The 25,528-nt window shown below is 45.6% G+C and carries 22 protein-coding genes and 1 other annotated feature; of the genes, 7 read left to right on the plus strand and 15 right to left on the minus strand.

The annotated features are described in order from the left end of the window. Positions 1-3 precede the first annotated feature (3 nt). From VIG27_RS11480 to msrB, 5 genes are all read right to left on the minus strand, one after another. On the minus strand, positions 4-1,167 hold the full coding sequence (locus VIG27_RS11480; protein ID WP_394522663.1) for an MFS transporter: 1,164 nt from the start codon (positions 1,165-1,167) through the stop codon (positions 4-6). A gap of 121 nt (positions 1,168-1,288) precedes the next feature. Next, positions 1,289-2,509: an aminotransferase class I/II-fold pyridoxal phosphate-dependent enzyme gene (locus VIG27_RS11485; protein WP_394522664.1), complete on the minus strand. Its 1,221-nt coding sequence runs from the start codon at positions 2,507-2,509 to the stop codon at positions 1,289-1,291. A 66-nt stretch (positions 2,510-2,575) separates the two neighbouring features. Then, positions 2,576-2,828, minus strand: a binding site (T-box leader). Between the two features lie 83 nt (positions 2,829-2,911). Further along, the gene (locus tag VIG27_RS11490; RefSeq protein ID WP_394522665.1) at positions 2,912-3,454 is read right to left on the minus strand and encodes a beta-class carbonic anhydrase; all 543 of its coding nucleotides are present in this window, start codon (positions 3,452-3,454) and stop codon (positions 2,912-2,914) included. A 42-nt stretch (positions 3,455-3,496) separates the two neighbouring features. Beyond that, positions 3,497-4,867 (minus strand): PQQ-dependent sugar dehydrogenase, encoded by a 1,371-nt coding sequence (locus VIG27_RS11495; RefSeq protein WP_394522666.1) that lies wholly within the window; start codon positions 4,865-4,867, stop codon positions 3,497-3,499. A 60-nt stretch (positions 4,868-4,927) separates the two neighbouring features. After that, on the minus strand, positions 4,928-5,878 hold the full coding sequence (gene msrB / locus VIG27_RS11500) for a peptide-methionine (R)-S-oxide reductase MsrB (RefSeq protein ID WP_394522667.1): 951 nt from the start codon (positions 5,876-5,878) through the stop codon (positions 4,928-4,930). 200 nt (positions 5,879-6,078) lie between these two features. Between msrB and VIG27_RS11505 the strand changes: the two genes are divergently transcribed. Next, a complete protein-coding gene (locus VIG27_RS11505) occupies positions 6,079-6,963 on the plus strand; it encodes a DUF2935 domain-containing protein (RefSeq protein ID WP_394522668.1) in 885 nt (294 codons plus the stop codon). Positions 6,964-7,033: 70 nt separating this feature from the next. On the opposite strand, the gene VIG27_RS11510 is transcribed toward VIG27_RS11505, so the two are convergent. Then, on the minus strand, positions 7,034-8,764 hold the full coding sequence (locus VIG27_RS11510; protein WP_394522669.1) for a GMC family oxidoreductase N-terminal domain-containing protein: 1,731 nt from the start codon (positions 8,762-8,764) through the stop codon (positions 7,034-7,036). A 30-nt stretch (positions 8,765-8,794) separates the two neighbouring features. Beyond that, positions 8,795-9,409: a hypothetical protein gene (locus tag VIG27_RS11515; RefSeq protein ID WP_394522671.1), complete on the minus strand. Its 615-nt coding sequence runs from the start codon at positions 9,407-9,409 to the stop codon at positions 8,795-8,797. Positions 9,410-9,616: 207 nt separating this feature from the next. Here VIG27_RS11515 and VIG27_RS11520 point away from each other — a divergent pair, with 207 nt between their 5' ends. Next, positions 9,617-9,889 carry a GNAT family N-acetyltransferase gene (locus tag VIG27_RS11520; protein ID WP_394522672.1) on the plus strand — a complete coding sequence of 91 codons (273 nt, stop codon included), beginning with the start codon at positions 9,617-9,619 and terminating at the stop codon, positions 9,887-9,889. Positions 9,890-9,929: 40 nt separating this feature from the next. On the opposite strand, the gene VIG27_RS11525 is transcribed toward VIG27_RS11520, so the two are convergent. Continuing rightward, positions 9,930-12,353 (minus strand): flavocytochrome c, encoded by a 2,424-nt coding sequence (locus VIG27_RS11525; protein WP_394522673.1) that lies wholly within the window; start codon positions 12,351-12,353, stop codon positions 9,930-9,932. 4 nt (positions 12,354-12,357) lie between these two features. Beyond that, entirely contained in the window at positions 12,358-12,960 is a 603-nt protein-coding gene (locus VIG27_RS11530) for an NADPH-dependent FMN reductase (protein WP_394522674.1), read from the minus strand. A 173-nt stretch (positions 12,961-13,133) separates the two neighbouring features. On the opposite strand from VIG27_RS11530, the gene VIG27_RS11535 reads away from it, so the two are divergent. Beyond that, complete coding sequence (locus VIG27_RS11535) at positions 13,134-14,072, plus strand: LysR substrate-binding domain-containing protein (RefSeq protein WP_394522676.1); 939 nt, start codon at positions 13,134-13,136, stop codon at positions 14,070-14,072. A 1-nt stretch (position 14,073) separates the two neighbouring features. Then, on the plus strand, positions 14,074-15,018 hold the full coding sequence (locus tag VIG27_RS11540; protein ID WP_394522677.1) for an FAD:protein FMN transferase: 945 nt from the start codon (positions 14,074-14,076) through the stop codon (positions 15,016-15,018). A 131-nt stretch (positions 15,019-15,149) separates the two neighbouring features. Here the strand turns inward: VIG27_RS11540 and VIG27_RS11545 are convergent, their stop codons facing one another. Beyond that, positions 15,150-16,361: a PucR family transcriptional regulator gene (locus VIG27_RS11545; protein WP_394522678.1), complete on the minus strand. Its 1,212-nt coding sequence runs from the start codon at positions 16,359-16,361 to the stop codon at positions 15,150-15,152. Positions 16,362-16,475: 114 nt separating this feature from the next. On the opposite strand from VIG27_RS11545, the gene VIG27_RS11550 reads away from it, so the two are divergent. Then, positions 16,476-18,410: an FAD-dependent oxidoreductase gene (locus VIG27_RS11550; protein ID WP_394522679.1), complete on the plus strand. Its 1,935-nt coding sequence runs from the start codon at positions 16,476-16,478 to the stop codon at positions 18,408-18,410. A gap of 62 nt (positions 18,411-18,472) precedes the next feature. Here VIG27_RS11550 and VIG27_RS11555 read toward each other — a convergent pair whose 3' ends face one another. After that, a complete protein-coding gene (locus VIG27_RS11555; protein WP_394522680.1) occupies positions 18,473-19,015 on the minus strand; it encodes a TetR/AcrR family transcriptional regulator in 543 nt (180 codons plus the stop codon). Between the two features lie 142 nt (positions 19,016-19,157). Between VIG27_RS11555 and VIG27_RS11560 the strand changes: the two genes are divergently transcribed. Both VIG27_RS11560 and VIG27_RS11565 read left to right on the plus strand, forming a co-directional pair. Next, entirely contained in the window at positions 19,158-19,787 is a 630-nt protein-coding gene (locus VIG27_RS11560) for a GNAT family N-acetyltransferase (protein ID WP_394522681.1), read from the plus strand. A 115-nt stretch (positions 19,788-19,902) separates the two neighbouring features. Next, positions 19,903-20,244: a winged helix-turn-helix transcriptional regulator gene (locus VIG27_RS11565; RefSeq protein WP_394522682.1), complete on the plus strand. Its 342-nt coding sequence runs from the start codon at positions 19,903-19,905 to the stop codon at positions 20,242-20,244. A 12-nt stretch (positions 20,245-20,256) separates the two neighbouring features. Here VIG27_RS11565 and VIG27_RS11570 read toward each other — a convergent pair whose 3' ends face one another. From VIG27_RS11570 to VIG27_RS11585, 4 genes are all read right to left on the minus strand, one after another. Continuing rightward, on the minus strand, positions 20,257-20,586 hold the full coding sequence (locus tag VIG27_RS11570) for a branched-chain amino acid transporter permease (protein WP_394527536.1): 330 nt from the start codon (positions 20,584-20,586) through the stop codon (positions 20,257-20,259). A 5-nt stretch (positions 20,587-20,591) separates the two neighbouring features. Continuing rightward, positions 20,592-21,287: an AzlC family ABC transporter permease gene (locus VIG27_RS11575; RefSeq protein WP_394527538.1), complete on the minus strand. Its 696-nt coding sequence runs from the start codon at positions 21,285-21,287 to the stop codon at positions 20,592-20,594. Between the two features lie 60 nt (positions 21,288-21,347). Beyond that, positions 21,348-22,373, minus strand: a complete 1,026-nt coding sequence (locus tag VIG27_RS11580) for an NADH:flavin oxidoreductase/NADH oxidase (protein WP_394522683.1) — start codon at positions 22,371-22,373, stop codon at positions 21,348-21,350. Positions 22,374-22,532: 159 nt separating this feature from the next. Continuing rightward, on the minus strand, positions 22,533-25,187 hold the full coding sequence (locus VIG27_RS11585; protein ID WP_394522684.1) for an NYN domain-containing protein: 2,655 nt from the start codon (positions 25,185-25,187) through the stop codon (positions 22,533-22,535). Positions 25,188-25,528 lie beyond the last annotated feature (341 nt).

The following is a 25,528-nucleotide window of genomic DNA, read 5'->3' on the forward strand; positions in this document are numbered from 1 at the left end:
TCATTAAAGGTTCGATCCGCACTCCTCTCTTTTTGAACTCCTGATTTCAGGAAGCAATACTGCCGCACATAATGCGTAAAGAAGCATCAGCACGGAAAATACGAGATAAGGCACATCTTTCCCCCACAAATCAAAAAGGCTTCCTCCTATGACAGGCCCTATGATATGGCCGATGCTGGACCCAAAGGTGTATCTTCCATAATAATCACCAATCACGTGTTCATTGATTCCCTTAACAAACATGGCATCCAGAGAATAATCCAAAGCTGAGGTGGACATCACATAAGCCGTCCACAAAACCTGAAAGGCTGACAGATCGTGGAAAACCACAACTGCAATTGCCATAGCAGCCGCAAGGATGGAACTAAGCACAATTACTTTCCGGTATCCAAGGGTATCCCCCAGACGCCCTAAATAGGGTCCCAGTATGGAAGAGACCACCATTGGCAGAAAGAATACAGTTGCAAGCTCTATCATATCCAGATCAAAGGACGCTTTTAAAAACGGGATCAATAACACCTGGGGTATACTGAGGAAAAGGCAGAGAAACAGATTGAAAAACCAGAGCTTTTGTTTCTCTTTTGTAAAAGCCACGGGCTTTAAATGACGGACGGGAGTTTTTTCCGTCCGTTTTACGTTGGGGAGGCAGCATAAAAATCCAAGGACCGCGGCTCCTGCCGAACACAGAAAAAACAGCTTCCAGCCGCTCATCAGATCATACTTGCTAAAGATGAGAAAGGCCACGCCAACGCCGATCATACCGCCAAAATTACAGTTGCTGTGAAACGCTCCTATGCTTTGGGCAAAACTTGCATTGCCGTCTAAAATAAGCCCCATCACAGATATATTCAATAATATGCCTGCGGCTCCCTGAATGAAACGGGCAGCCACCAGCTGCGGTATGGTTTCCGCCCCGGATAAAGCCAGATAGGCAACACCATAGACGGACAGCGACAAAAGCAGAAGAAAGCGGCGGCTGAACCGGTCAGACATGAAGCCAATAATCAGTTTCATGATCAAACCGGACAGCGCAAATACAGAATAAAGCATGGTTAATTCCAATGTGGTAAAATGCAATCGTTCCGTATACAAAGGCAGCAGACCTCCAAAAATAATACTGGGGAAAGAAACCAAAATAACCGGAGCTGCGATCTGTTTATTCTGCATGGACCACCTCTTTCTACTTCCATAAGAAGCCGTAAATGATTTTTATTCAAAAGACATATATGGAAATATTATACATCTATGTTCTCTCCCATGCAAGGGAGAAGGACATGAAACCTCTGCATCAGACCTTCTGTTTATAATAAGTGAGGAAATCAGTAAGCTTCTCACAGGCGGTCTTTAACTGATTCAATTCCGGAAGATACACCACACGGAAATGATCCGGTCTTTCCCAATGGAAGCCGCCCCCGTGGGTCAGCAGGATCTTTTTATCCTTTAAAAAGTCCAGAACAAACTTTTCATCATCCAGAATATTGAATTTTTCCGTATCAATTTTCGGAAACATATAAAATGCTGCTTTGGGTTTTACTACGGAGATTCCGGGGATCTCATTCAGTGCCCGGTATATGTATTCCCGCTGTTCATAGATTCTGCCGCCCGGCACCAGCAGCTGTTTCGTCTCCTCTCCCATCTCCAGTGCCATAGGGATCACAGACTGAGCCGGAACGTTGGAGCAAAGTCTCATGGAGGACAACAGATTGATTCCTTCCACATATCCCTTTGCAAAGGATTTATCCCCACAAAGGCTCATCCAACCGCACCGGTATCCTGCAATCAAATGGGATTTGGATAACCCGTTAAAGGTAACGGTTAAAAGATCCGGTGCCAAGGATGCGATGGATACATGTTCAAGGCCGTCAAGCACCAGTCTGTCATAGATCTCATCCGCAAAAATAATAAGACCGTACTGCCTGGCCATCTCAACGATTTCTTCTAAAATTTCTCTGGGATATAAGGCTCCTGTGGGATTATTGGGGTTGATCACCACAATGCCTTTGGTACGCTCTGTAATCTTGCCTTTCATATCCTGGATATCCGGGTACCACTGCGCCTGTTCGTCACAGATATAATGGACGGCGGTTCCTCCTGCCAGAGTGACTGAAGCGGTCCATAAAGGATAATCGGGAGTGGGAACTAAGATCTCATCTCCCTGGTTTAAAAGTCCCTGCATGGATAACGTAATCAGCTCACTGACTCCGTTTCCCGTATACACATCGTCTGCAGTCACCTGCTCAATCCCTTTCTTTTTATTGTATTCCACGATGGCCTTTCTGGCGGATAAAAGCCCTTTGGAATCGGAATAACCTTCTGTTGCTGACAGGTTATCATTCATAATCCGTAACAGTTCTTCCGGCGCGCAAAATCCAAAGGGTGCCGGGTTTCCGATATTTAATTTTAAGATTTCAATGCCCTGGTCGATCATACGGTTTGCTTCATCCATGACCGGTCCCCTGATGTCGTAGCACACATGATCCAGCTTTGCTGATTTTTCAAATTTTCTCATAAATTTTCTCCTTTTTTCCTAAAAATTAAATGTGTGAAAATACAAAAAAGCCCTAAGCGTCGAAACGCTTAGGGCGAATATACAATCCGTGTTACCACCTAAATTCAGAGAAATCTCTGCACTCTCTACGGTACTGACATACCGTGTCCCTGTAACGTGGGAATACGTTGAAGCCTACTAAATCCTCTTCCCAGCCGGAAGAATCTTCGTTCGGTCCAAAGCTCCGAGACTGCTTCGATATCTTGGAATAAAGATTTTCACCAACCATCTTTTCTCTGAAATTCCGCGAATATGTACTATTTCTCTTCATTGCCTTTTCACTATTTCCGCAATCATAGCACATACCCCAGAAAATGTCAACCATAATTCTCTGATCTTTTACAGCCTCTTTCTGCTTCTCCCTCAAACGATCCGGGTCAATGCTCCCGTAACAGAATCTATTACCAGTCCGAAGACCTTGATCTCTTCCGGTACCAGCGGGTGGTTTCGTATCAGCTCCACCGATTTGCGAATGGATAAATCCAGATCAAAAAAGCCTCCCAGCCAGGACTCAAAGTCAATACCGTAATACTTAATCAAATCAATATTCTTCTGGGTGACTCCCCGGGCTTTCATCTTCTTTACCATGCTGTGACTGTCCGTACATCTGGCTCCGCAGTCAGTATGTCCAATGACCAGGATCTCCTCCACACCCAATTCATAAATTCCGATTAAAAGGCTTCTCATGGCGCTGCCAAAGGGATGGGAAATCACTCCTCCTGCATTTTTGATGAGCTTTGCATCCCCGTTCTTCAGTCCCAAGGCGGCAGGAAGCAATTCGGTCAGTCTGGTATCCATGCAGGATACAATAGCCGTTTTCTTATTGGGATATTTGTTTGTGATATAATTTTCATACCCTTTATTTTTTACAAATTCCTTATTAAACTGTAGTATTTCTTCCATCATGATCGTTTTCTCTCCTGCTCATAAATTCAGCCGCTTCTTTGCTTATATGGACTCAGACGTCCGGTATATCCTCCATATGACTCCGGTGTTGGGTATAAATACACTCGGATCTCCATCAATGTTATAGCCCATATCCACAATATACATGGATCCGTCCGGCCCAAAGAGCAGATGGATCGGTCTTTCAAACCCGCCTCCTCTGGAGATGGACGAAGGGAACCCATTTTTATTGATAGCAAAGGTGCTGACCGTCCGCGATTTCATATCAATTTTCGACACTCTGTGACCTGCTCCTGTATAGGAAAAGCCTCCCCCCGTTCCTCCATCAATGGTGCTGCCAAATTCTGTCACATAAACGTCTCCGTAAGGACCAAAATCCGTATTGTAATTAAATTCAAATGCGGACAGCGTAGAATGGGGCGGAAACCTTACATAAGGCCTTGGCGGTATATTGGGCTGGTTTTTCAGTAAGAGGGTAGGCTGCATCCCTCCCACCGGCGTAAAGCGGGGGGAATCCACAGTCTCTCCCCCCGAATAATCCGGCCAGCCATACCACAGGTCCGGTGTCACATAATAGAAATCTTCGCCTGCATTTTCTATGGGCCTGCTTCCCACCGGATTATATCCGTTGTTTACCGTATAGAGCTGGCCGCTGTTGTTAAATTTCAAAAAGGCGGGATCACGGAACCCCCATGCCACCTGCTCCAGATTGGAGCCGTCCAAATTGGCCCTTAAAATGCTGCCGGAGGCCTTGATATATTTTTTCCTGATTTCATATTCTATATTCGGAATTCCATAGGGAGAAAAGGCACCGGTAAACGCAGGGTCATCGGTCACTGCTTCTGTCAGAATGTTATCCGTCTGAAAATTCTGCCCGTAAAGCATGACATAATCTCCGGTATAATCGCATAACAATGGAGAAACCGTTACCCATTTATTATCATTTCCCACAACCCCGCTGTTGGTGACCGTCCCCTGTCCAAAATACAGTTTATTATCCGGAGAAAATGCGACCGGACTATTCACATGGTCCCCATTGCTTGGCAGACCCATGATAATATTCTGTCTTGTACCATCTTTGTATATCTTGGTAACAAATCCCCGGTGCGATACATAGAGGACACCATTTAAATAATTGATTCCCGATATGGGAGTAACAAAATCATCCGCAATGGTTTCAAACTGCCCATCCACGATTTTAATTATTTGGGGATCACCGGTTGCCAGACCGGAATCAGCAATAAAAATATTTCCATCTTCATCAAAAATCATGCTGGAGGGTGCATTCAAATTACTCATAAAGACTTCAATCCCATACCCTCTGACGATATAGATATCGGCTGGGTCCAAAAAACGTTCCAAAATAATCTCATCATCGTTACAGGTATGAATTCCATTTCTTCTTTGAAACATCCACTTCACCTGGAAATATTTTATTACATTATATTCGGAGCCCTATAAATTATACAATACTTAAAATAATATCAGATACTCCCCGTACCCTTCTTTTTCCATCTCATCCTTTGGAATAAACCGTAAAGAGGCACTGTTGATGCAGTAGCGGAGTCCGCCGCTTTCTTCCGGTCCATCTTCAAACACGTGGCCCAGATGGGAATCTCCATGTCTGCTTCTGACTTCTGTTCTATGTCTGCCCAGACTATGATCGGCAGCTTCTTTTATAAGCTCCTTGCTGATGGGTCTTGAAAAGCTGGGCCAGCCACATCCTGAATCAAATTTATCATAAGACATAAACAGCGGTTCTCCGGTGGTGATATCCACATAAATTCCTTCGCGGAATTCATCAAAATATTCATTTTTAAATGGCTGCTCCGTTGCGCTGTTCTGTGTGACTTCAAACTGTTCCTCCGTTAGGCTCTGCTTCAGTTCTTCCACCGTTTTCTTTGCAAATTTTCGGCTGATATCCACCGCTTCTTTGGCCTTTTCAAATTTATCCGCCCCAATATGGCAATAGCCGCCCGGGTTCTTGTCCAGATATTTCTGATGATATTCCTCTGCCTTATAATAATTTCTTAATGGGAGCCTTTCGATTGCAATGGTTTCCTTATACCGTTTTTGAAGTTCTTCAATGGATCGCTGGATCACCGGCGCATCCTGCTCATCCGTATAGTAAATGCCTGTCCGGTACTGGGAACCTACATCGCCGCCCTGACGGTTTACGCTTACCGGATTGATCACGTCGTAATATAAATCCAGTAGATAGGGCAGGCTTATGACCGTGTCATCATATTCCACTTTCACGGTCTCCGCATGGCCGGTATTATGACTGCAAACCTCCTCATAGGTTGGATGTTCAGTATTTCCGTTGGCATACCCCACCTCGGTTGCCACGATTCCAGGTATATTCTGCAGATACTTTTCCGTTCCCCAAAAGCATCCTCCTGCCAGATAAATTTCTTTTTTCATCGGAACCACCTCTCTATTATCCTTGTTTCCTTATTCTGTTTCCACAGGAGACTTTATGATCCGTTATCATATGCTCCCTGTTTCGATCATATCAGATGGACGCGTTGAAAACAAGCAGAATCTGCTTGTTTGATTCTTTGAATACTTCTGATGATACAGGCATAAGATTCAGTAATTCAGTAATATCAGGAGTAATGTGCATGATATCAACAGAAACGTATGTCCAGTGGTCTTTGCAGTACCACCTGTTCTGGCTCCGCATCTTGAAAGAGCACGCAATTTTTATTGAGGCTACCATGCCTCCTCCCGGCAAATCCCTTGCTCTTGCCGCAGATGCTTACAAACAGAACTATGACCAGTTTTTAAAGACCGCTGTCAGCCTCTCAAACGGCGTCATCCCCTTTGATGTCATTAATTCAGGACAATATTATACCCAATATACGGAAGAGGCGGAACGGCTGGCAGAACGCTACACCGGAATCAGGATCAATACCGATATCACCCTGTCGGAATATGACATTGAACCCCTTTCCGTTCCTTTTCGGGTAACAGGAACTATGGAACAGGAGATTTCCCTGTTGAATCAGAATATTCTGTCCATGACAGACTCTTTTGTCCAGTTTCAGTCACAGCTTTTAAATAACCGTTCCTCCTGCGGCATCTTTACTATGATGTACACCGGAGATCTTCTTCACATTCTCCTGGAAGCAAAGAGATATCAGATGATTCTCTCCGCCCTGGAACAAAGAGACGAGAATGCCATTGAAAATTATAAGACATTCTGGACGCAAAACATGGCAGATCATGCAAAAGTCATGCGGGGACAGTTTGATCCTACGGAAAACGCATATTTTAACAGGGCAAACATGTTCGCCAATTTATTTGACACTCTTTCCCAGGAAGAAATGAATCCCGCCACATTTCCCTCCGATACGACCCTTCTAAAAGATACCAGCGACATCCGTGATTTTAAGGCGGATACCACCGAGGCCCTCATCAGCTGTAAGGTCCAGGCCATCATGCTGTCTCTTTATACGGATCACCTTTTGCGGGAGGCAAATCACTTTCTCTTCCTCCTGCAGTAATTAAATACAAGGATTTCCATACATAGTAAAAGACGTGAACTCAGATTCACGTCTTTTTGCAGTTCCTTCCTTATGAAGTTTCTGTAGTACCAGCAAAATATTTTGCGGCGATCTTTTCAGCCGTTCTTGTCGCCAGAGCCTGATTGGTGAGGGTGGGATTAGGACCTCCCAGTGCATTGCACAATACGCTGTTGTCCGCAATATACAGCCGTTTGACCTGCTTTGCCTCACAGTCCGTATCCGTCACATATCCAATGCGCATGGTGCTCATGATATGGGCACACACATCCGGCGGCCAATTGGCACGGGAAACCGTTTTGGCTCCTGCACTTTTTAATATTTCACAGGCAATACCAACCAGCTGATCCCGTTTTGCTATGTCATTTTCACTTAACTGATAAGAAATCACCGGAATAAAGCCATTCTCATCTTTCCGGACCGGATCCAGGCTCACGCTGTTGGTCTGCCTTACTTCGTCATCCCCAAAGACCACGATACTCAGTGTCCTTGGATAGTCCTTCATAAATTCCTTTAACAGTTCTCCTGCAACGATGCCTTCTCTGTCCCACGGGTCATCCGGACCGGTCTGGTTCTGAAAATAATAGCCCTTCTGACTGGTTCCATAGATCATGGTAGAATTGATTCCGGGACTGGTTCCAAATGGTTCAAAGGCACCAAGCCCCGGATAATCAAACCTGGCTGCTGAATTCTGTCCAACAAAGGGCTTTATATCCGACATCCCAAGCACATTCATCAACTGGTCTTCTTCAAAAATACCGGAAACACAGTCGATCATATGGGTCGTAAGTCCCTTCCCCACCCACTCATTTTCAGGCAGGCCGGAATTCAGCCACAACCTCGGGGACTCAATGGAACCGGCGGACAAAACAATTACCTTTGCCTTAAATTCACGGATTTCTTCCGTCCATGTATTTCTTACGGTCACGCTTTGGGCGTACACGCCCTGCCCGCTGTCCTCAGCGGTATTGATTTTAATCACAAAGGAATTCGGCATAACTTCCACATTGCCGGTCCTGAGGGCAAGTGGTATGTAGCTGACCAGGGTGGACCGCTTGGCTACGGTATCCACGCTTGGTCCGATGCAGCACCCGTTGACACAGTGTCCTCTTAACGTACAGCCCACAGACTGATTGTTCTGTATGTCAAAATCCGGACTGTTAAGCATGGGATTGACCTGCAAAATCGCATTGGGCTGGGGCCTGTAACCAGGTTCTGTAACCTCCTTGGTTTCAATGCGTTTCCACCCCATCTTCCTGGCTCCGTAATAGAATAGATCTTCCTTGGCCGTACCGGTTGCCTCATGTACCGGAAGGGTATTCTCCACTTTTTCATAATATGGGATCATTTCTTCATAGGAAATGGGCCAGTCTCTTTCAAATGTTTCCGGGTATGCCCGGGGGGAATTGGCAAAATAAAGAAGCGTAGACCCTCCCACTCCGGCACTTTGCCAGGTAAATCCGCCTTTTGGTATGACCCTGACCCATGGACTGGTATCTCTGTCTGCTTTCCCCCACCGGAATTTTCCGGTGATCGTATCGTTCATATCATCTTCCAGATCCGTAAAAGTAGCCTTCAACAGATTAATATCAAGATCTGTTACGCTATTGCTGCTCTCTGCCCCGGCTTCCTCATTTGGTCTCGGCCATTTAGAGTTGCCGTACCAGGCTCCGGCATCAAGGACAAGTACCTTGATGCCTTTTTCTCCCAGTTCCTTGGCGACAACAGCGCCACCGCCTCCTGCACCGATTACGATTACATCTGCATCATATCCGTTATCCATGTTTTCCTCCAATTCATCATTTCTCTTCGCCTATGAAGTGTAGTTATAAGACCGTGCCACCCGATAGCCCAACGAAGGTCCGGGATAGCCCACTTGCTCCCAGCTGCCCGGAAAATATTGAAGCACCCGTTCATTGGGAGGCAGGTCCCTGGTTGAACCATAGCCCCACCATTCGGAATAGTACCCCATCATAACGATCCGGTTCATGGTCGGAAAAACAGGAACGATTTCATCAAGCCCTATATCCTCCTGCACCGGAAAATAGTTGACTGCATCCGGGCCCAGCAACATGGCCATTGCCTCAAAGCGCTCATCCGGAGTCAGCCTTAAAAAATATTTTCCATCGGCAGAAGCATCTTCACTCCTCTCATCCTCTTTGTCATACAGATACTGCTTTGCTGCGGCATTTAATAATTCCGCTCCGGTCAGGGTCATGGGAGTGTATAAACTGTCCAGGGACATGACCAGAAAATCCTCAGTACTAAAATCCAATGCTCCGTAATACTGAATGGCTCCGTACATTTCTGCCAGGACTTCGGACCTGGGGATTAAGGTATCCACAAAAGCTTTGAACGTATCCATTACATATCCGTTTTCATCGTTCTCCAGTACACTGATGTCTGAAACGTGATTTGTCCTATCCAATCAACCACCTGCTCTTATTTGATTCTATTTTTCATATTATCCTATGACAGCCAGCCCCAATCTAGCACCTGCAAATATCATAAAATCAGAGACATTGGCTAAAATAATATTGACGAATCTAAATTCATACATTATAATGTTCCATTAATCAAGCAGCTTCCATTGGCAGGAAATCACCTGCCATCAACAACATAAGGAGGATATCCGATGAACTTTACCTATAATCCAAACCAGATCGCATATTATCATTCTGACAACAATCTTCTGGCCGAAGTGACTTTCCCGGACGTGGATGAGACTACCGTTGACATTAACCACACCTTTGTGGATGACGCGTTAAGAGGTCAGGGAGTGGCGGGAAAACTTATGGAAGCCTTAGCCCTCCATCTGCGGTCCCAGGGGAAAAAGGCCATACTTACCTGCCCCTACGCGGTCAGCTGGTTTGAAAAACATCCCGAATATCAGGACATAATAAAATAGCCTCTTGCGAGGCTATTTTAAATTGGAGCTGTTTTTATCACTATTTCATTTCTTCAACAGCCGTCTTACCTGCGATTCGTCCGAACGTAAATATATCAGTCAACGCATTTCCGCCAAGACGGTTCCCTGCGTGAATGCCTCCGGCAACTTCTCCTGCGGCATATAAATGTTTAATGGGCTGGCCATTTTCATCTAATACACGGGCTTTCGTGTCTATCTTAAGTCCGCCCATGGTATGATGGACTGCTGGCTTTCTGGGCGTTGCATAAAACGGCGCTTTCTCCACCTTTAAGCTAAAAGTATCCTTGTGGAACTCAGGATCAAAGCCCTCATCCACATAAGAATTATATTTATCAATGGTATCCTTTAAGGTCCTCGGGTCCATACCCACTTTTTCCGCCAGTTCTTCTATGGTATCGGCTTTAAACAAGGTACCGGCTTCTACCTGACGGTCGATTTTCTCCTGGCTTGTATTCGCTGCGGTTTTCTTTATCTCCTCATCGGCGATCAGATAGAACAACCCACCCTGTTCCATGGCGGCTTTCGTCAATACATCCCGCCCGGAAAATTCATTTACAAATCGCTTTCCTTCTTTATTTACGATGACGAAGTTTTCCGGCGGCACCTGAATTCCGCTGAACAGTTCGCCGGTCTCAGGATCGGCTACAGGCATCATCTGAGTAAAGCCCATTCCGGTAAGCGCTGCTCCTACTGTTTTACCAAGCTGGATTCCGTCCCCTGTCATGGCGTAAGAATTGGTGGTTCTGATATCGTCATCAATACGGCTCCAGTAGGTGTTATACTCCTTTAACATCTTGGTATTTGCACCGTAACCGCCGCTTGCAAGCACGACTGCTTTTGCGTGAACCGTTATCTTCTGGCCATTGACACCGGTGGCTATGACTCCCTTGATCTCCCCGTTTTCAATGATAAATTCCTTTACAGGGCTGTCAGTAATAATTGTTCCTGCGTGCTCCTCCACATATTTTTTGAGGGAAAGAATAAACGCAGAGCCATAGCTTTTTACTGGCTTATGCCCACGGCGCCAAAGGGCTCCAACCGGAGCAAATACGATGCTTTTATCAAATTCAACGCCAATCTCCTCCAGCCATTTCACACTTTCCAGGGCTCTGTCTGTCAGGATCTTTACCAGGTCATACTGTCCGTATATGGTATTGCCGTTAAGGTCGGTACGTTTCCCGCCAAAATATGTCTGCATTCTGTGAAGAAGGGGAGAGTCAAATAAATGGCCCTTTTCTGTGCCGTACTTTTTCTGGTAAGCAGCAAATTCTTCCTTCAGGGCACGAAAATCCTCCAGATATTCTGAATGGATCTCGCTCTCATCTGTACTCAGCAATGTCTCAATGGTATGTCTTTCTCCCGGATTCTCATCAAACTGGCGCTGCCAATCCTGGTCCGCTGCATTGACAGGACCGCCGGAGCGGATGGTATTTCCGCCCACTGCCGGATACTTCTCAAGGACAATGGCACTGGAACCATTCTGTAAAGCCGTAGCGGCAGCACTGAGTCCTGCACCGCCTCCGCCTACGATCACCACATCACACGTATATTCCTCGTCTTCTCTGACCAGGCTGCTGGCAGGCTTTGGACGCCTCTTTAAAATATCCGGATTGACTCCGGCAAGCTTGACAGCTTTGGCCACCCCATCAATGACAGCATTGCTGGTCTCCGATGCGCCGGAGAGAGCATCCACATTCAATGTCTGTCCTTCAATAATCTTATCTGGGATTCTTACAAATACCACATCGGCAATTCCTTCTGTCTCTCCCTTAGTATCTACGCTGATACTCTCGATCCGTTTTTCACTAAAGGATACTTTCATTGGAAGCTTGCCGCTGTGACCGATTGCATTTACCTCATAGACACCTGGTGTGAAGGAAAACTCTTCCTCCTCGTTGAGCTGGTTTGCAATCTTGGCAAACCGCATAAATCGAAGAAAACAGATCTCCAGGAAATCTGCAGTCCCTTCGTTTTTGAGGTTGCCGGCATCATCAAATGCCTGATTGGCACTGCCCAGCAGGAACTCATATCCCGGCATTACGTTGGCCTCTACTCCCGGTGCATCCAGTATCTGACGAAGATGGAGCTGTGCACGGGAAGAACCCTGACTGCTGAGAGAAGCACCCACGATCATTACCGGTTTGCCGGCAAGGGGATGAAGGTCAAAGCTCAGCCATTCAATCAGGCTTTTTAAAGAGGAGGGAATGGAGTGATTGTATTCAGGAGTCGCCATAATCACACCGTCACTTGCGATGATCTTATCATTGAACCTCTGTATCACTTCACTATAGGACTGATTGTCCGATTGATTAAACATGGGGACATCTTTGATCTCAAGGATCTCTATTTCTGCCTTGGACTCAAAGTATTTTTTCATAAACTGAAGGAGTTTACGGTTATAAGATTCTTTTGCATTGGTTCCAACAATTGCGGTAAATTTCATTCGATTAATCCTCCTGCCACGTGAATTTTTTCCCTTTTTTATGAAACGTTCTCTGTTCCAGAAGTTTGGAAGAGATATCCGTAAAAAGAACAAACTCCCGGAAAATTTCCTCAAGCTCTGACACCTTATCCGGGTAGATCAGGTTTCCTGAAAGGTCAAATGCACCCTGAGATTTTCCCAATAGGAACTCCGTGCCGGGCATAATTCTGGCAGCAAGCTCCGGGGAATCAAGAATCTGTCTAAGCTGTGCCTGTGCCCTGGAAGAACCGAGTGTACCATGAGAAGCCCCCACAATCAGCACCGGCTTATCCGTCAGTGCCTGGCTGGTGTAGCTAATCCATTCAAGCGCACTCTTTAAAACGGCTGGTATGGCATGATCATACTCCGGGGTTGCTATGATGACTCCGTCGGCTTTCAAAATTTTATCAGACAGCTCTGCTACGGTTTCCGGGACATCTGAATCCTCCGGTTCCATAAAGGCAGGTAATTTCTTAATTTCAAACAGTTCAATCTCCGCCTCACCGGAAAAATGCTTTTGCATGAATTGAAGCAGCATACGATTCGTTGATTCATCTGAATTCGTACCTGGAATTGCTAAATATTTCATAGTGATCTCCTTCCTGTACTTTAAGCATTCACAATTATGGACATGTGTTTGATATAATTTTAACATATCGTCCCCATGATATCTAATAGTTATTTATTGAAGTTTGATAACAAATTTGTTATAATGAAACACAGTTCTGAAAAAGTTAATTGTTTAACAAAGAAAGGAATGCAATGCCAAAATTATACTCTCAGGATATCCTGTATTATATTGATGCTATTTTAAAATACAGCAATTATGGGAAAGCCGCCAAATCTCTTTATATCTCCCAGCCTTATTTGACCCAGGTGATCAAACGGGTGGAAAGCCAGTTAAATTGCGAGCTGATAACCCGCAATAAGCTGCCCTACCGGTTGACCGAGCAGGGAAAGATCTTTTATCAGTATCTGACTTCCCTGGAAAATAATTATGCAAAGCTGCTCAAAGAACTGGCAGATGTATCGGATATCGACAGCAAGATTATAAAGATCGGAGTGCTCCCCAGCCTTGGGACTTACCTATTACCCCTTTTTTTGCCGAAATTCATGGACACCCATCCAAACTGCAGAATCGAGCTGTCAGAGGCTTTGCCGGAAAAAAATGAAAAACTCATCCAAAACAATGAACTGGATTTTTGGATCGGGCAGAATTCCAGAAACATTTCCCCAAACTTAAACTCCGTCAGCTGGGGCCGGCACAGATACCGGGCCATCATCCCCCGCAGCTGCGATCTCTATCAGAGCGGTGCAGCGGTTATTCCGGAAGGCACCCTGGACATCCGTAAAATCTTAGGCCAGAAGCTGATACTGACTTCCAAAGGTTCCGCTATCAGAAAACAGATCGACCAGCTATTGAGCGTTTATAAGGTAGAACCCCGAATCGTAATGGAAAGCACGGAAATAAATACGGTGCTCCAGCTTTCCACCTGTAATATGGGAGTGACCTTTATCCCGGAAAGCATTGATGTAAAGGAATGCCCCTCGGAATATAACATATACCAGATTCCCTTTGATGAGCTGAGTCTGGATTATTTTATTGCATATCAAAAGGAAAAAATATTAAGCAGTATGGACAATGACCTGATCGAAGCCTTTCTGGTTTACGGCCAGAACCATTCTGATACAGGAGACTGAAATGAATGAATGTACGAAGATCATATATCTTATGGGAACAAAAATAACCCTCTTTATAAAGGCAGAAAATGCAGAAAACCTTGCAAAAAAGGCGGAAGAAATGCTGATCCATTATGAAGAGGGATTCAGTGCCAACAGTGACCGCTCACAGCTTGCCATGCTGAAAAAAGCAGCCGGGGTAAGTCCCATAGAGGTGGACGGGGAGCTGTATGAACTGATTAAAACCGGGAAAACACATAGTCTTTGTGAGGATTCCTTCTTAAATATAGCAATTGGCCCCCTTATAAAGCTATGGAGAATCGGTTTTGCCGAAGCACGTGTGCCGGAAAAAGAAGCCATAGAGAACGTGCTGGAACTTTTAAAGCCGGAAAATATACTGCTGGACGATGAAAGAAAAACCGTTTTCTTATCAAGAAAAGGAATGGAGATCGACCTTGGAGCCATCGCAAAGGGTTATTTCGCGGATAAAGTCATGGAATTTTGGAAAGCCCATAGCGCGGTCTCAGCGATGGTTGATCTGGGCGGAAATGTTCTGGTTTATGGAGACTCCCCCTCCGAAGGCGGTGACTGGAACGTAGGAATACAAAATCCGTTTCTGCCGCGAGGAAATGTGGCCGCCATTGTCAAAATCAGAGATCAATCGGTTGTAACCTCAGGAATTTACGAGAGAATGTTTGAAACGGAAGGCAGGAAATACCACCACATATTTGACAGCAAAACAGGCCGCCCCATCAAAAGCAATGTGGCTTCTTTAACGATCATTGCGGACCGGTCTCTGGACTGTGATCTCTATACGACAAAGCTGTTTGGAATGGAGGCTGCTTCTATTATCCAAAGAGTTAATACCATAAATGGGATGGGGGCTGCCGTAATCACTGTGGATGGAACATTCGCCTGCACCCATAATCTGATGGAAAAAATCTATCCCGCAGCTCCCCGGAATTGATGCTGAGTTTTGTGCGAATGCACAATAATATTGATAAAAATTTAGCAATTACACATTTACTTCCCCACACAATATTGTTAAAATATTAACCATAAGGACAGGAACATGATTTCCATAAAATAAAAAAATCTTTAAGGATTGATCTGCTGGTCCAAATCAATCAAATACAGGCTCAATAACAGGCGCATGAACTGGGACGGCTGGTTTAACTCCATAGAAAGAAGTTCTTCGATTCTGTTGATCCGGTAAAGCATGGTATTCCTGTGGATGTGAAGGATCTTGGCGGATTTTGCAATGTTACCCATGGATTGCAGATAGACCTTCAGAGTTTCCAGGTACCCTGCATGATTTTCCCCGTCATATTCCCTGAGCTGTTTTATTTCAGGAGCCAGGAAGTTCTCACGGTCCATGTGCTCCATCGCAATGGACAGCATGGCTTCCAGCAGATAACCGTCATATTCAAAAACGGTCCGGTCCGGGTGAAGCTTGGTTATGGTATGTAACAAGGTCTCCACCTGCTGCCTATAGCTGTTGAATTTCATGAGATCCGTAAATTCCCTGCTGATCCCGCAATAGGCATCAAAGGATCTCAGTAAGGATTCCAGTTCCTTCTGATCAAAATTTTTATTGGAGGAAAACAGCAGGACATATAAGATGTTTTCCCTGATGATGGATATCTGACCGGGATATTTTGCGGTTATTTCGCTGATCAGATATTTTAAGACCCCCTGACCCGACGGCTGGACGGGCTTGATCCCGATCAAACGGTAATGAAATTTTTCAGTCAGCCCCAGATTGCTCATCCAGGTATTTAACTGAGTCTCTGTGCGCACAAGATTGTTGAACAAATTACTGATGAAGACTTTGGCAAGGGGCTTGTTGATCAGGTTGACTTTTGTACTGCGTTCCATCTCGATGGCGGCTGCCTTGGCAATGATTTTTATGGCTTCATCATGGCTGGCACTATATTCCTCCGCCGGACACATCATGGCTGCATAGCCCTCCACAATGTCCTTAATCAGAATTGGAGTCATGACTCTTGGCTTTTCCGCCACAGACCCCCAGTTGACCAGAGTTGATTCCGGATTTGAATTGGCAAATTCCATATATTTTTCATGGTAAAAACTCATGACCATATCCTGGGGAGCACAGTTCTCCATCAGCATGGTATCCCAGATGTTATCATTTTGCTTTGTATCGGGAAAAATTCCCAGCACATGAAAGGCGGCATCCGTAATAATGACCGGCTGCCCGCATGTCACACTTGCTGTTTTTGCAATATTATGCATTCCCCCAACGGAAACTGCTTTGAAGATTTCCCGGTACAGTTGATTCAAATCCATTTCAATCGCTCTCTTTTTCAAAATATTTTTAATATCGTATCACATTGCACAGGTATATTCAACCGGTCATTGTGCAAATTGATAATAAGTAAGCAAAACAAAGGAGACAGGAATATGAACTACGAAAAACTTTTCACCCCTTTTAAAATCGGAAAAATGGAAGTAAAAAACCGAATCGTCATGTCACCTATGGGTCTTAACGCAGGTCACATAGACGGAACCATTGATAAAGCAGAAATCGACTACTGGGAGGAACGTGCAAAAGGCGGTACTGGCATGATCATTACAGGCTGTTTATTCCTCACCAAGGAATTGGCCCAAGGCTCCTTAGAGGGATATCTGGATAAGACTTCCGTCATTCCTCCCCTTACCACTTTGTGCGAATCCGTACAGCGGTACGGCACAAAGATCTGTGCCCAGATCAGCTGCGGCACCGGTAAAAATGCATTTGCCAACATGCTTGGAAAGCCTCCCGTATCCGCTTCTGCCATCCCTTCCATGTTTGATGAGGATCTTATCTGCCACGCACTGACCGCAGATGAGATCAAGCAGATCATTAAAGAATTTTCATTTTCCGCAAAATTATTAAAGGATGCGGGTTTTGATGCGATTGAAGTACATGCTCATGCAGGATACCTTATAGACCAGTTTATGTCAGCCGTATGGAACAAGCGGGACGATGAATACGGCGGAACTTTAGAAAAACGCATGCGTTTTCCTGTGGAGATCGTTGAAGCCATCCGCGGTGCAGTCGGCCCGGATATGCCGATTCTCTTCCGCATCGCCTGCAAACATCATTTTGAAGGCGGACGTACCATAGAAGAAACCATGCCCATGTTAAAAATACTGGAAGAAGCAGGCGTAGATGCCCTGGATATCGACAGCGGAAGCTATGAAAATATTGATTACATCTTCCCTCCTGCCTACCTTGGCGATGCCTGTATGCAGGACGTATGTGAGGATGCCCGAAAAGCGGTCTCCATTCCACTTTTAAATTCCGGCAACCATACACCGGAAACGGCTGTGGAGCTGTTGGAATCCGGGAATGCGGATTTCATCATGATGGGCCGCCCTCTCATTGCCGAACCCCATTTGGCAAACAAGCTTATGGCGGGCAAACGAAAGGAAATTCGTCCATGCATCCGCTGCAACGAGGACTGCATCGGCAGGATTCTGACAAGACTGACTAAGATCAGCTGTTCCGTCAATCCGGCGGTCGGCTTTGAAGACCGTTTTACCATTAAAAAAACCGCAAATCCCCAGAATATCGTTGTTATCGGCGGAGGTCCAGGCGGCATGGAAGCAGCAAGAACCGCCTCTTTGATGGGACATAAAGTGACTCTGTTTGAAAAAGAAAGCGAACTGGGCGGGCAGTTAAAAAGTGCGGCCACACCTCCTTTTAAGAGTCAGCTTCGCCAGCTTGTTGTATGGTATAAACACCAGATGGAGCTTTTAAATGTAACGGTCCACTTAAATACCGAGCTGACCGTTGATTCCCCGGAATTAGAACACGCGGACCGGATCATTGTCGCAACCGGAGCCGTTCCGGTGACTCCAAAGATTCCCGGAATCGAAAACGCCGTTGATATCCTGACCGCCCACACCGAGCCGCAAAAACTGGTGGGTGAGAAAATCATCTTCTGCGGCGGCGGGCTTTCCGCCTGTGACAGTGCCCTTGAGACAGCCATGAACGGAAAGAAAGTGGCAATTATCGAAATGCTTGACGAAGTGGCCATCAATGACCATTTTATCAACAAAGCAGCCCTGATCCCAATGCTTTTGAATAACGGCGTGGAACTCTACACCGGACATAAGGTTCTGGAAATAAAGCCTGATGGAGTTAAAACACAGAAAAAAGATGGTACGGAAGAATTCATCCCCGGAAATACCATTGTGTCGGCTTTCGGCATGGTTTCCAACAATGCCTTTGCAAAAGCCGTAGACGCCAGGTATCATTTGAAAACCCGTATAATCGGTGACAGTTTAAAGGTGGGAAAAGTGGGCGGTGCCATCCGCGAAGGGATGTATGCAGCTCTATCCGTGGAATAGAAACCGTTGAAACCCATAAGATAAAGTCAGAACCAACCGGCAGTATTCTTCCGGTTGGTTCTTTATGCTTCAAACTTCACCAGTACATAATGAAGCAGCTTTGATATTGATTTTGGGGGTGTTTTCATTCCATCTCTCATCCAGGATTCCAAGATACCAAAGACTCCTGCAACAAGAAAGACCGCTTCTCCCCGGTCCAATTCCGTAACCATCTTATCGGAATCGGAAAGGATTTTGAGAATAAAAAAATCTTTTATTTTCTCTAAGGTCCTGCCGCCGTTTTCCTTACGGGCGAGAACCAGAAACGTTTCCCGGTTTGAATCCATATATTGAGTGATGGTTTCTGCTAATTTCATCACATTCATAGAATTATCGCAGAGCTGGGATTCATCGTATAAACGGAAAAGGTCCTCGATCAATTCACGTTCCAGCTGTTCCATCAGCTCATACACGTCTTTATAATGCAGATAAAAGGTCCCCCGCCCTAAATCGGCAAGCTTTGATAGTTCCACCACACTGATCCGGTTAAGATTCTTGTGTTTTAACAGCTCCAAAAATGCATTTCGGATGGCTCGCTTTGTTTTCAATGACCGTCTGTCTTCCATAAACCTAATCCTTTCTGTACAATTTTTCAATAAGTGTTCAGTAATGAACACTTAACTGATCATTGCCGATTGAGACTGCTGACAGAATCCAGTATAATATACATGTGTTCAATAGTCAACTAGCGTATATGGAGGTATCAATATGATTGTCTACAGAAAAGTGCGGCAAGACGAACTGGATCAGGCTGCGGAATTATTGACAAAATCCTTTGAGGATTATTCTTTTTTTAACATGTATGCAGGAAATAACATCAAAAAACGTGATTTTGTCCATGCAATTCAAGAAGCAAACCTTAAAACGGCATACAAAAAGTACACGGTCATAGCCGGTGCCAAGGATAACCAAATGGTCTCCCTTGCACAGCTGAAACCACCTCATAAATCAGAAGCCGGCTTTTTTGACTATCTTCTGGGCGGCGGCATAAAAATAATTCTTACCGGAGGCTTGAAAAATGCCATGGAACTGCTGAAAATGAACGAAGAAGCGACCGCTGTCTGTCACGACCAGACGGGAAGGGTTTGGTATTTGAGTACCCTCGCCGTTTCCACCGCTCATCAGGGCCAGGGCTTGGGAAGCAAGATGCTCCATGACTGCATCATACCATATATTGAAAAAAGAGGGGGCGGACTTCTTACCCTGATAACCAATACAGAGAAAAACAGGGAATTTTACAAAAAAAATGGGTTTGAGGAGTTCCACAGCATGACCATCCGCAGAAACGGGAAAGAACTTGGCAACTGGAGTTACCGGATGAATATTGAAAAAAAATAAAAGAAGGTCCCTTTTGTCCCTATTGTACTTTATTTTTTTATCGTATATAATGAAATACACGAAAAAGAAAGATGATACGTTTCATATGATATGGTACAAAAGGAGCACATGCATTATGTTGAATAGAAATATCGTTGATATCAAACCATATGCCTATGCGATTTCATTGATCGACGGCAAATGGAAAATGCACATTCTGTTTTGGCTATGGAAAACAGAAGTCCTGCGTTACAGTGAACTGAAAAAAGCGTTAGAAACGGTTACCCACAAGATGCTGAGCAACCAGTTAAAGGAACTGGAGGCAGATGGGTTGATCATCCGGAAAGAATATCCTCAGGTTCCCCCAAAAGTGGAATACCGGCTGTCTGAAAGGGGCCGGTCCCTTATGCCGGTGTTAGAGGCTCTTTGCTGCTGGGGAAAGAAACACATCGGAGATGATCTGCCCTCCGGCAAATAGACACAAAGAGCCTTATGAAAATACAAACTGCACCAAAACCATATATACGATGGTTCCTGCTGCAATGGATAGAAGCATCTGCTTTTTCCAGAGATGAAGCAGCCCTACGGTAATGACTCCAATCAGTTCCGGAATTCCCCGGTTTCCTGTAAAAACACTTACATCCTTCAGGCCATAGATGACAAGCAGTCCAAGCACAGCCGCAGGAAGAACCCTTCCTAAGTACTGCACATAATCTGGTGTAGGTTTATTCTCAGGAAACAGGAGAAAGGGCAGAAACCGGGTGATCATTGTTCCCAATACCACCACTGCAATCGTTAAAATCTGTTGTCCAATGCTCATTGTCATCAATTAATTTCCGCCTTTCCCGTTAATAGTCCTTGGAGCAAAGAGAGAAAAACCAGGATTAATGCCATGGCAGGAAGAATAAAATTACTTTCTCCAAATAAAATCAGGCTTAATGCGGAAATTCCCAATCCGGCCAAAGAACTGTAATGTGTGGTCTCTTTCATCCACTGTTCCAGAAAAATGACAACAAAAAGTGCCGTCATAACAAATTCCAATCCCTTTGTATCAAACTGGATCAGTCCTCCAAATATTCCTCCCAGGGCAGCTCCTGCCACCCAATAGCAGTGGTTGAGGAATGTGACAAAAAACATGAACCAGCCTTTATCCACATCTTCCGGAATATGGGCTGTGCAGTTTATTGAAAAAGACTCATCGCACATACCGAAAATAAGATAAAACTTCTTGAAGCCAGGAACTCTGTACTTTTCCAGCATGGAAATGCCATAAAATAAATGACGCGCATTGATCATCAGGGTGAGCACCAGTGCTTTCAAAGGATCAAAGGGGCCAAGCAGCAGCCCCACGGCCACAAATTCTATGGATCCGGCAAAGATGGTCAGTCCCATGAGCATCGGATACAGGAAGTTGAATCCGGAAGCGTTCATATAGATTCCATAGGCGATCCCCAAAAATAAAAAACCGGCTAAAATGGGAATGGTATTTGGAAAAGCGGCTTGAAAAGCCTTTTTTATCATCTGTTTTTTTGTTTTCACCCTTAATCTGTTCCTTTCTTCTGTCTCTGCTCTGGGATGAGTTTAAGCTTTTGGCCGATGAAACGCCCGTTGATACTGTTTGGGGATTTCAATGGACTCTTTTAAGCGTCCGGCTGCATGGAGGGTCCAATAAGGATCATTGAGCATCCCTCTTCCAATAGCCACAAAATCAGCCTTATTTTCCTCAATGACCTTTTGTGCCAGCTCTGGGTCCTGCAAATTGCCTACGGCTATGACAGGAAGACCGACTGCGTTTTTGATTCTTTCCGCCATAGATACCTGATAACCTGGAAATGCATTGTCCGGTCCTTTGGTGCCTTCTCCTCCGCTGCTTACATGAAACACATCCACACCTGCTGCTTTATACTTTTCAGCCAATTCTGCGGCATAGTCAATGGAATATCCACCATCTGCATATTCCACTGCAGAAATCCTAAACAGAAGGGGCATCCGTTCCGGAACCGCTTCCTTGACGGCAGAAACCACTTCCGCTCCAAATCTTGACAAATCCTGTCCATATTTATCATCCCGTTTGTTGGTAAGCGGTGAATGGAACTGATGGATTAAATATCCGTGAGCCCCATGAATCTCAATAAAGTCCACGCCTGCCTTTACCGCACGTTTGGCTGCCTCCTGAAACTTTATGACAATCTCTTCGGCTTCTGCTGTCGTCAGTTCACGAGGGGTTTTATAATCCCCGGAAAACCGGATGGCGGAAGGTGCTGCCGGAACATTGGCATTTTCTGCTTTTCTTCCCGCATGACCGATCTGTATCCCAACTACTGCGCCGTACTTTCTGCATTCTTCGACCAGTCGTTTCAACGGCTCTATCTGGGAATCCGACCAAAGCCCTAAATCATAATCCGTGATACGGCCATCAGGATCAATACCGGTCATTTCTATAATTATCATACCGGCACCGCCTACCGCGCGGCTGACATAGTGCTGGAAATGCCAATCATTTACAATGCCATCCTTTTTTTCCACGGAATATTGGCACATGGGAGGCATGACAACCCTGTTTCTAACGGTTAAATCTTTTATCACAATCGAATCAAACATATTCATTCTGCATATCCTCACTTTCCAAATAAGATTTATAAGGTCATTCCGTTCCTTATCCACGATCGGAACAGGTGGAATATCTTTTGTTTAAGTATCATTCTATCCTACTTTAAAATGCAATGCAATATGGATCTTTCATAAAAAGGGAGCAGTTTCCTGCACTCACTTTTCCGGTTCCTTCTTTGGTCTGATGCTCTTGAACGCTTCTTTTGCCTCTTCGGAAAGTGAATCCATGAGATAATTACGGCTTCCGGGCTGTTTCCCTTCAAAATCCTCCAGCTGTTTCTTTCCTGCCGCTTCCATCTCCTCTTTTAAATCCCGGGCAGACAGAAGGCCGCATCCGGCTCCTCTTACAATGATCTGCTGCAGTCCATCCGAGGTAGCTACCGTAATATGGTAATTGCTGCTGTTGGCCTGGGCGAATTTTTCGATATACTGGTCTGCTGTTTGAGCTTCCTTTGTATAGACCACCTGGATGTTGTGATAAACGATCACCTCCTCGGGATGCTCTTTCAAACGGTAGGCATCAAAAACGGCAATGATCTTTCCTCCCCTTATTCCCTGATAATTGCTCAGCTGGTCCATCAGCGCAAGCCGGGCGCTGTCTAAATTGTGCTCTGCCAGTTCCTTTAATTCCGGCCAGGCAAAGATGATATTATAACCATCCACCAGGAGATATTCTTCCCGGCTCTCTCTGGGCACCGCGGATCTCCTGTAATAGACCGGATCCACCTCCGCAGCACTCCGGGATTTTGCTGCAGCGGATTTCCTGCCCCGATTGGCGGAATAGGTGCCTTCAATGATCCTCTGGATCTCTTCCAAGCTCATAAGAGGCTCCTCCTTCCGAACAGACTTATTGGGCGCAGTCCCTTCATCCCCCGCATCCTGTCCCTTTAAAAAGCTTTCCACATGCATATGATCCCTGACCTGATCCCAAGGGACCAGATATCCTGTTCCATGGGCACAGAAAACCGAGCCTGTCGGATTGTCTGTATCCCGTTCCGAATCATAACCGATGGCTGCAATGATTTCGTCTGCATTATGGCACGGCTCATAGCCTTTCAAGGTCAAAACAAGCCTTCCTAACCCCTTTGAATAGGCCGCCACTTCTTTCTGGTAATTTCTTACGGCGGCCACCGGAGCACTGCCGGTCAGTTCTGCCATCTCTCCGTCAAAGTGGGACAGTTCACAGGTCCCGCCCATCCGTTCCATATCCATCATGGCCCGTCCTACCATGGACTCCGGAAGTCTCAGCGTAAAGGAGTACCATGGTTCCAAAAGTACGGATTCTGCCTGTTTTAATCCCTGTCGGACTGCCCGGTAGGTTGCCTCACGGAAATCCCCTCCCTCGGTATGCTTCTGGTTTGCCCGACCTGATACCAGCGTGATCTTCATATCCGTAATTGCAGAGCCCGTTAATACTCCCCGGTGGACTTTTTCTTCCAGATGGGTCAAAACCAGCCTCTGCCAGTTTTTTGCCAAAACATCCTCACTGCAGTTGTTTGAAAATACCAGTCCGCTTCCCGGCTCCCCAGGTTCCAGCAGGAGGTGAACCTCCGCATAGTGGCGGAGTGGTTCAAAATGGCCCACGCCCTCCACCGTATTTTTAATGGTTTCCTTGTATACGATTCTCCCCTCGTCAAAGGAAATATCCACTCCGAACCGGCTTTTGATGATGCTGGTCAGAATCTCCATCTGGACCTCTCCCATGATCTGCACCTGGATCTCCTGCAGTTCCTCATTCCAGACCACGTGAAGTTCCGGATTCTCCTCTTCCAGAAGACGGAATTTAGGGAGCATCTGCTTGGAATCATAGCCTTCGGGAAGCTGTATCCGGTAAAACAGCACCGGCTCCAGTACCGGCTCCTGGCGGGCCGTCTCAAAGCCCATCCCCTCTCCCGGCCTGGACTCAGACAGGCCGGTTACCGCACAGACCGTCCCTGCCTCCGCTGTTTTCACAGATTCATATTTAGTACCGGAATATATGCGGATTTGATGGACCTTTTCCTCCCAGGTGCCTCCGGACAGGGTTGTCCGTACTGACAGTGTTCCTCCCGTCACCTTCAAATGGGTCAGGCGGTTGCCCTGCTCATCTCTGGTGACTTTAAAGACTCTCGCCCCCCACTCTTTGGGATACTGAGGCAAACATACATAATCCTTTATTCCGGCCAGAAAGGAATCAATTCCCTGGTTCTTCAACGCGGAACCAAAATAACAGGGAAATACCTTACGCTCTTTCACAGCAGTCCGGATGAGACCCTCTTTTATTTCCCCCTGTTCCAAATAGGTTTCCATCAGATCTTCTCCGCACATGGCCAGTTCTTCATAAAAACAAGCGGTATTCTCCCCCGAAAAATCCACGCAGCCATCACTGAGCTGCTTTTTCAGTTCATAAAGCAGACTGGGTTTGTCAGTCCCTTCCTGATCCATCTTATTAATAAACAAAAACGCCGGTATGCGGTACAAGCTCAGGAGCCGCCATAGGGTATGGGTATGTCCCTGGACACCATCCGCTCCGTTTATGACCAGAATGGCATAATCAAGGACCCTGAGGGTCCGTTCCATCTCCGCACCGAAATCCACATGCCCAGGAGTGTCTAAAAGAGTGACGGTCATATCTCCCAGAGGAAATACTGCCTGCTTGGAAAAGATCGTGATACCACGTTCCCTTTCCAGTTCATAAGTATCCAGATACGTATTTTTTTTATCCACCCGTCCAGGTTTTCCAATTTTACCGCTTTGGTAAAGAATGCTTTCTGACAGGGTGGTCTTGCCCGCATCCACATGAGCTAAAATTCCAATGGTCAATGATTTCATGTTGTTTCATTCCTTTTGCCGTTCTTTCACATTTGGTTCTGTATTTATGATACCAATAAATCAAATATTTGTACATCACTTGAATAAAGTGTGTTATACTGAAAACAGGGAGCAGCCTGCTCCCTATACACCGGGCATATGCCGCATATAGAAGCGGCTATATTACCGAAGGGGGGGTGGTTCCATTGGATTGTTGGGGGCTTTTTCAGTAGTAGCATGTTAAAAATTCGGAGGTGTAAAAAATATGATTGGAACATGGAAAACAATTTTAAAAAAACTTTTTGTATTTTCACTGTTGTTTCTTCTGGTTTCAGGTACATGTTCACTGCCAGCATTTGCAG

This window comes from Lacrimispora sinapis, assembly GCF_043633585.1.
Taxonomy (GTDB): Bacteria; Bacillota; Clostridia; order Lachnospirales; family Lachnospiraceae; genus Lacrimispora; species Lacrimispora sinapis.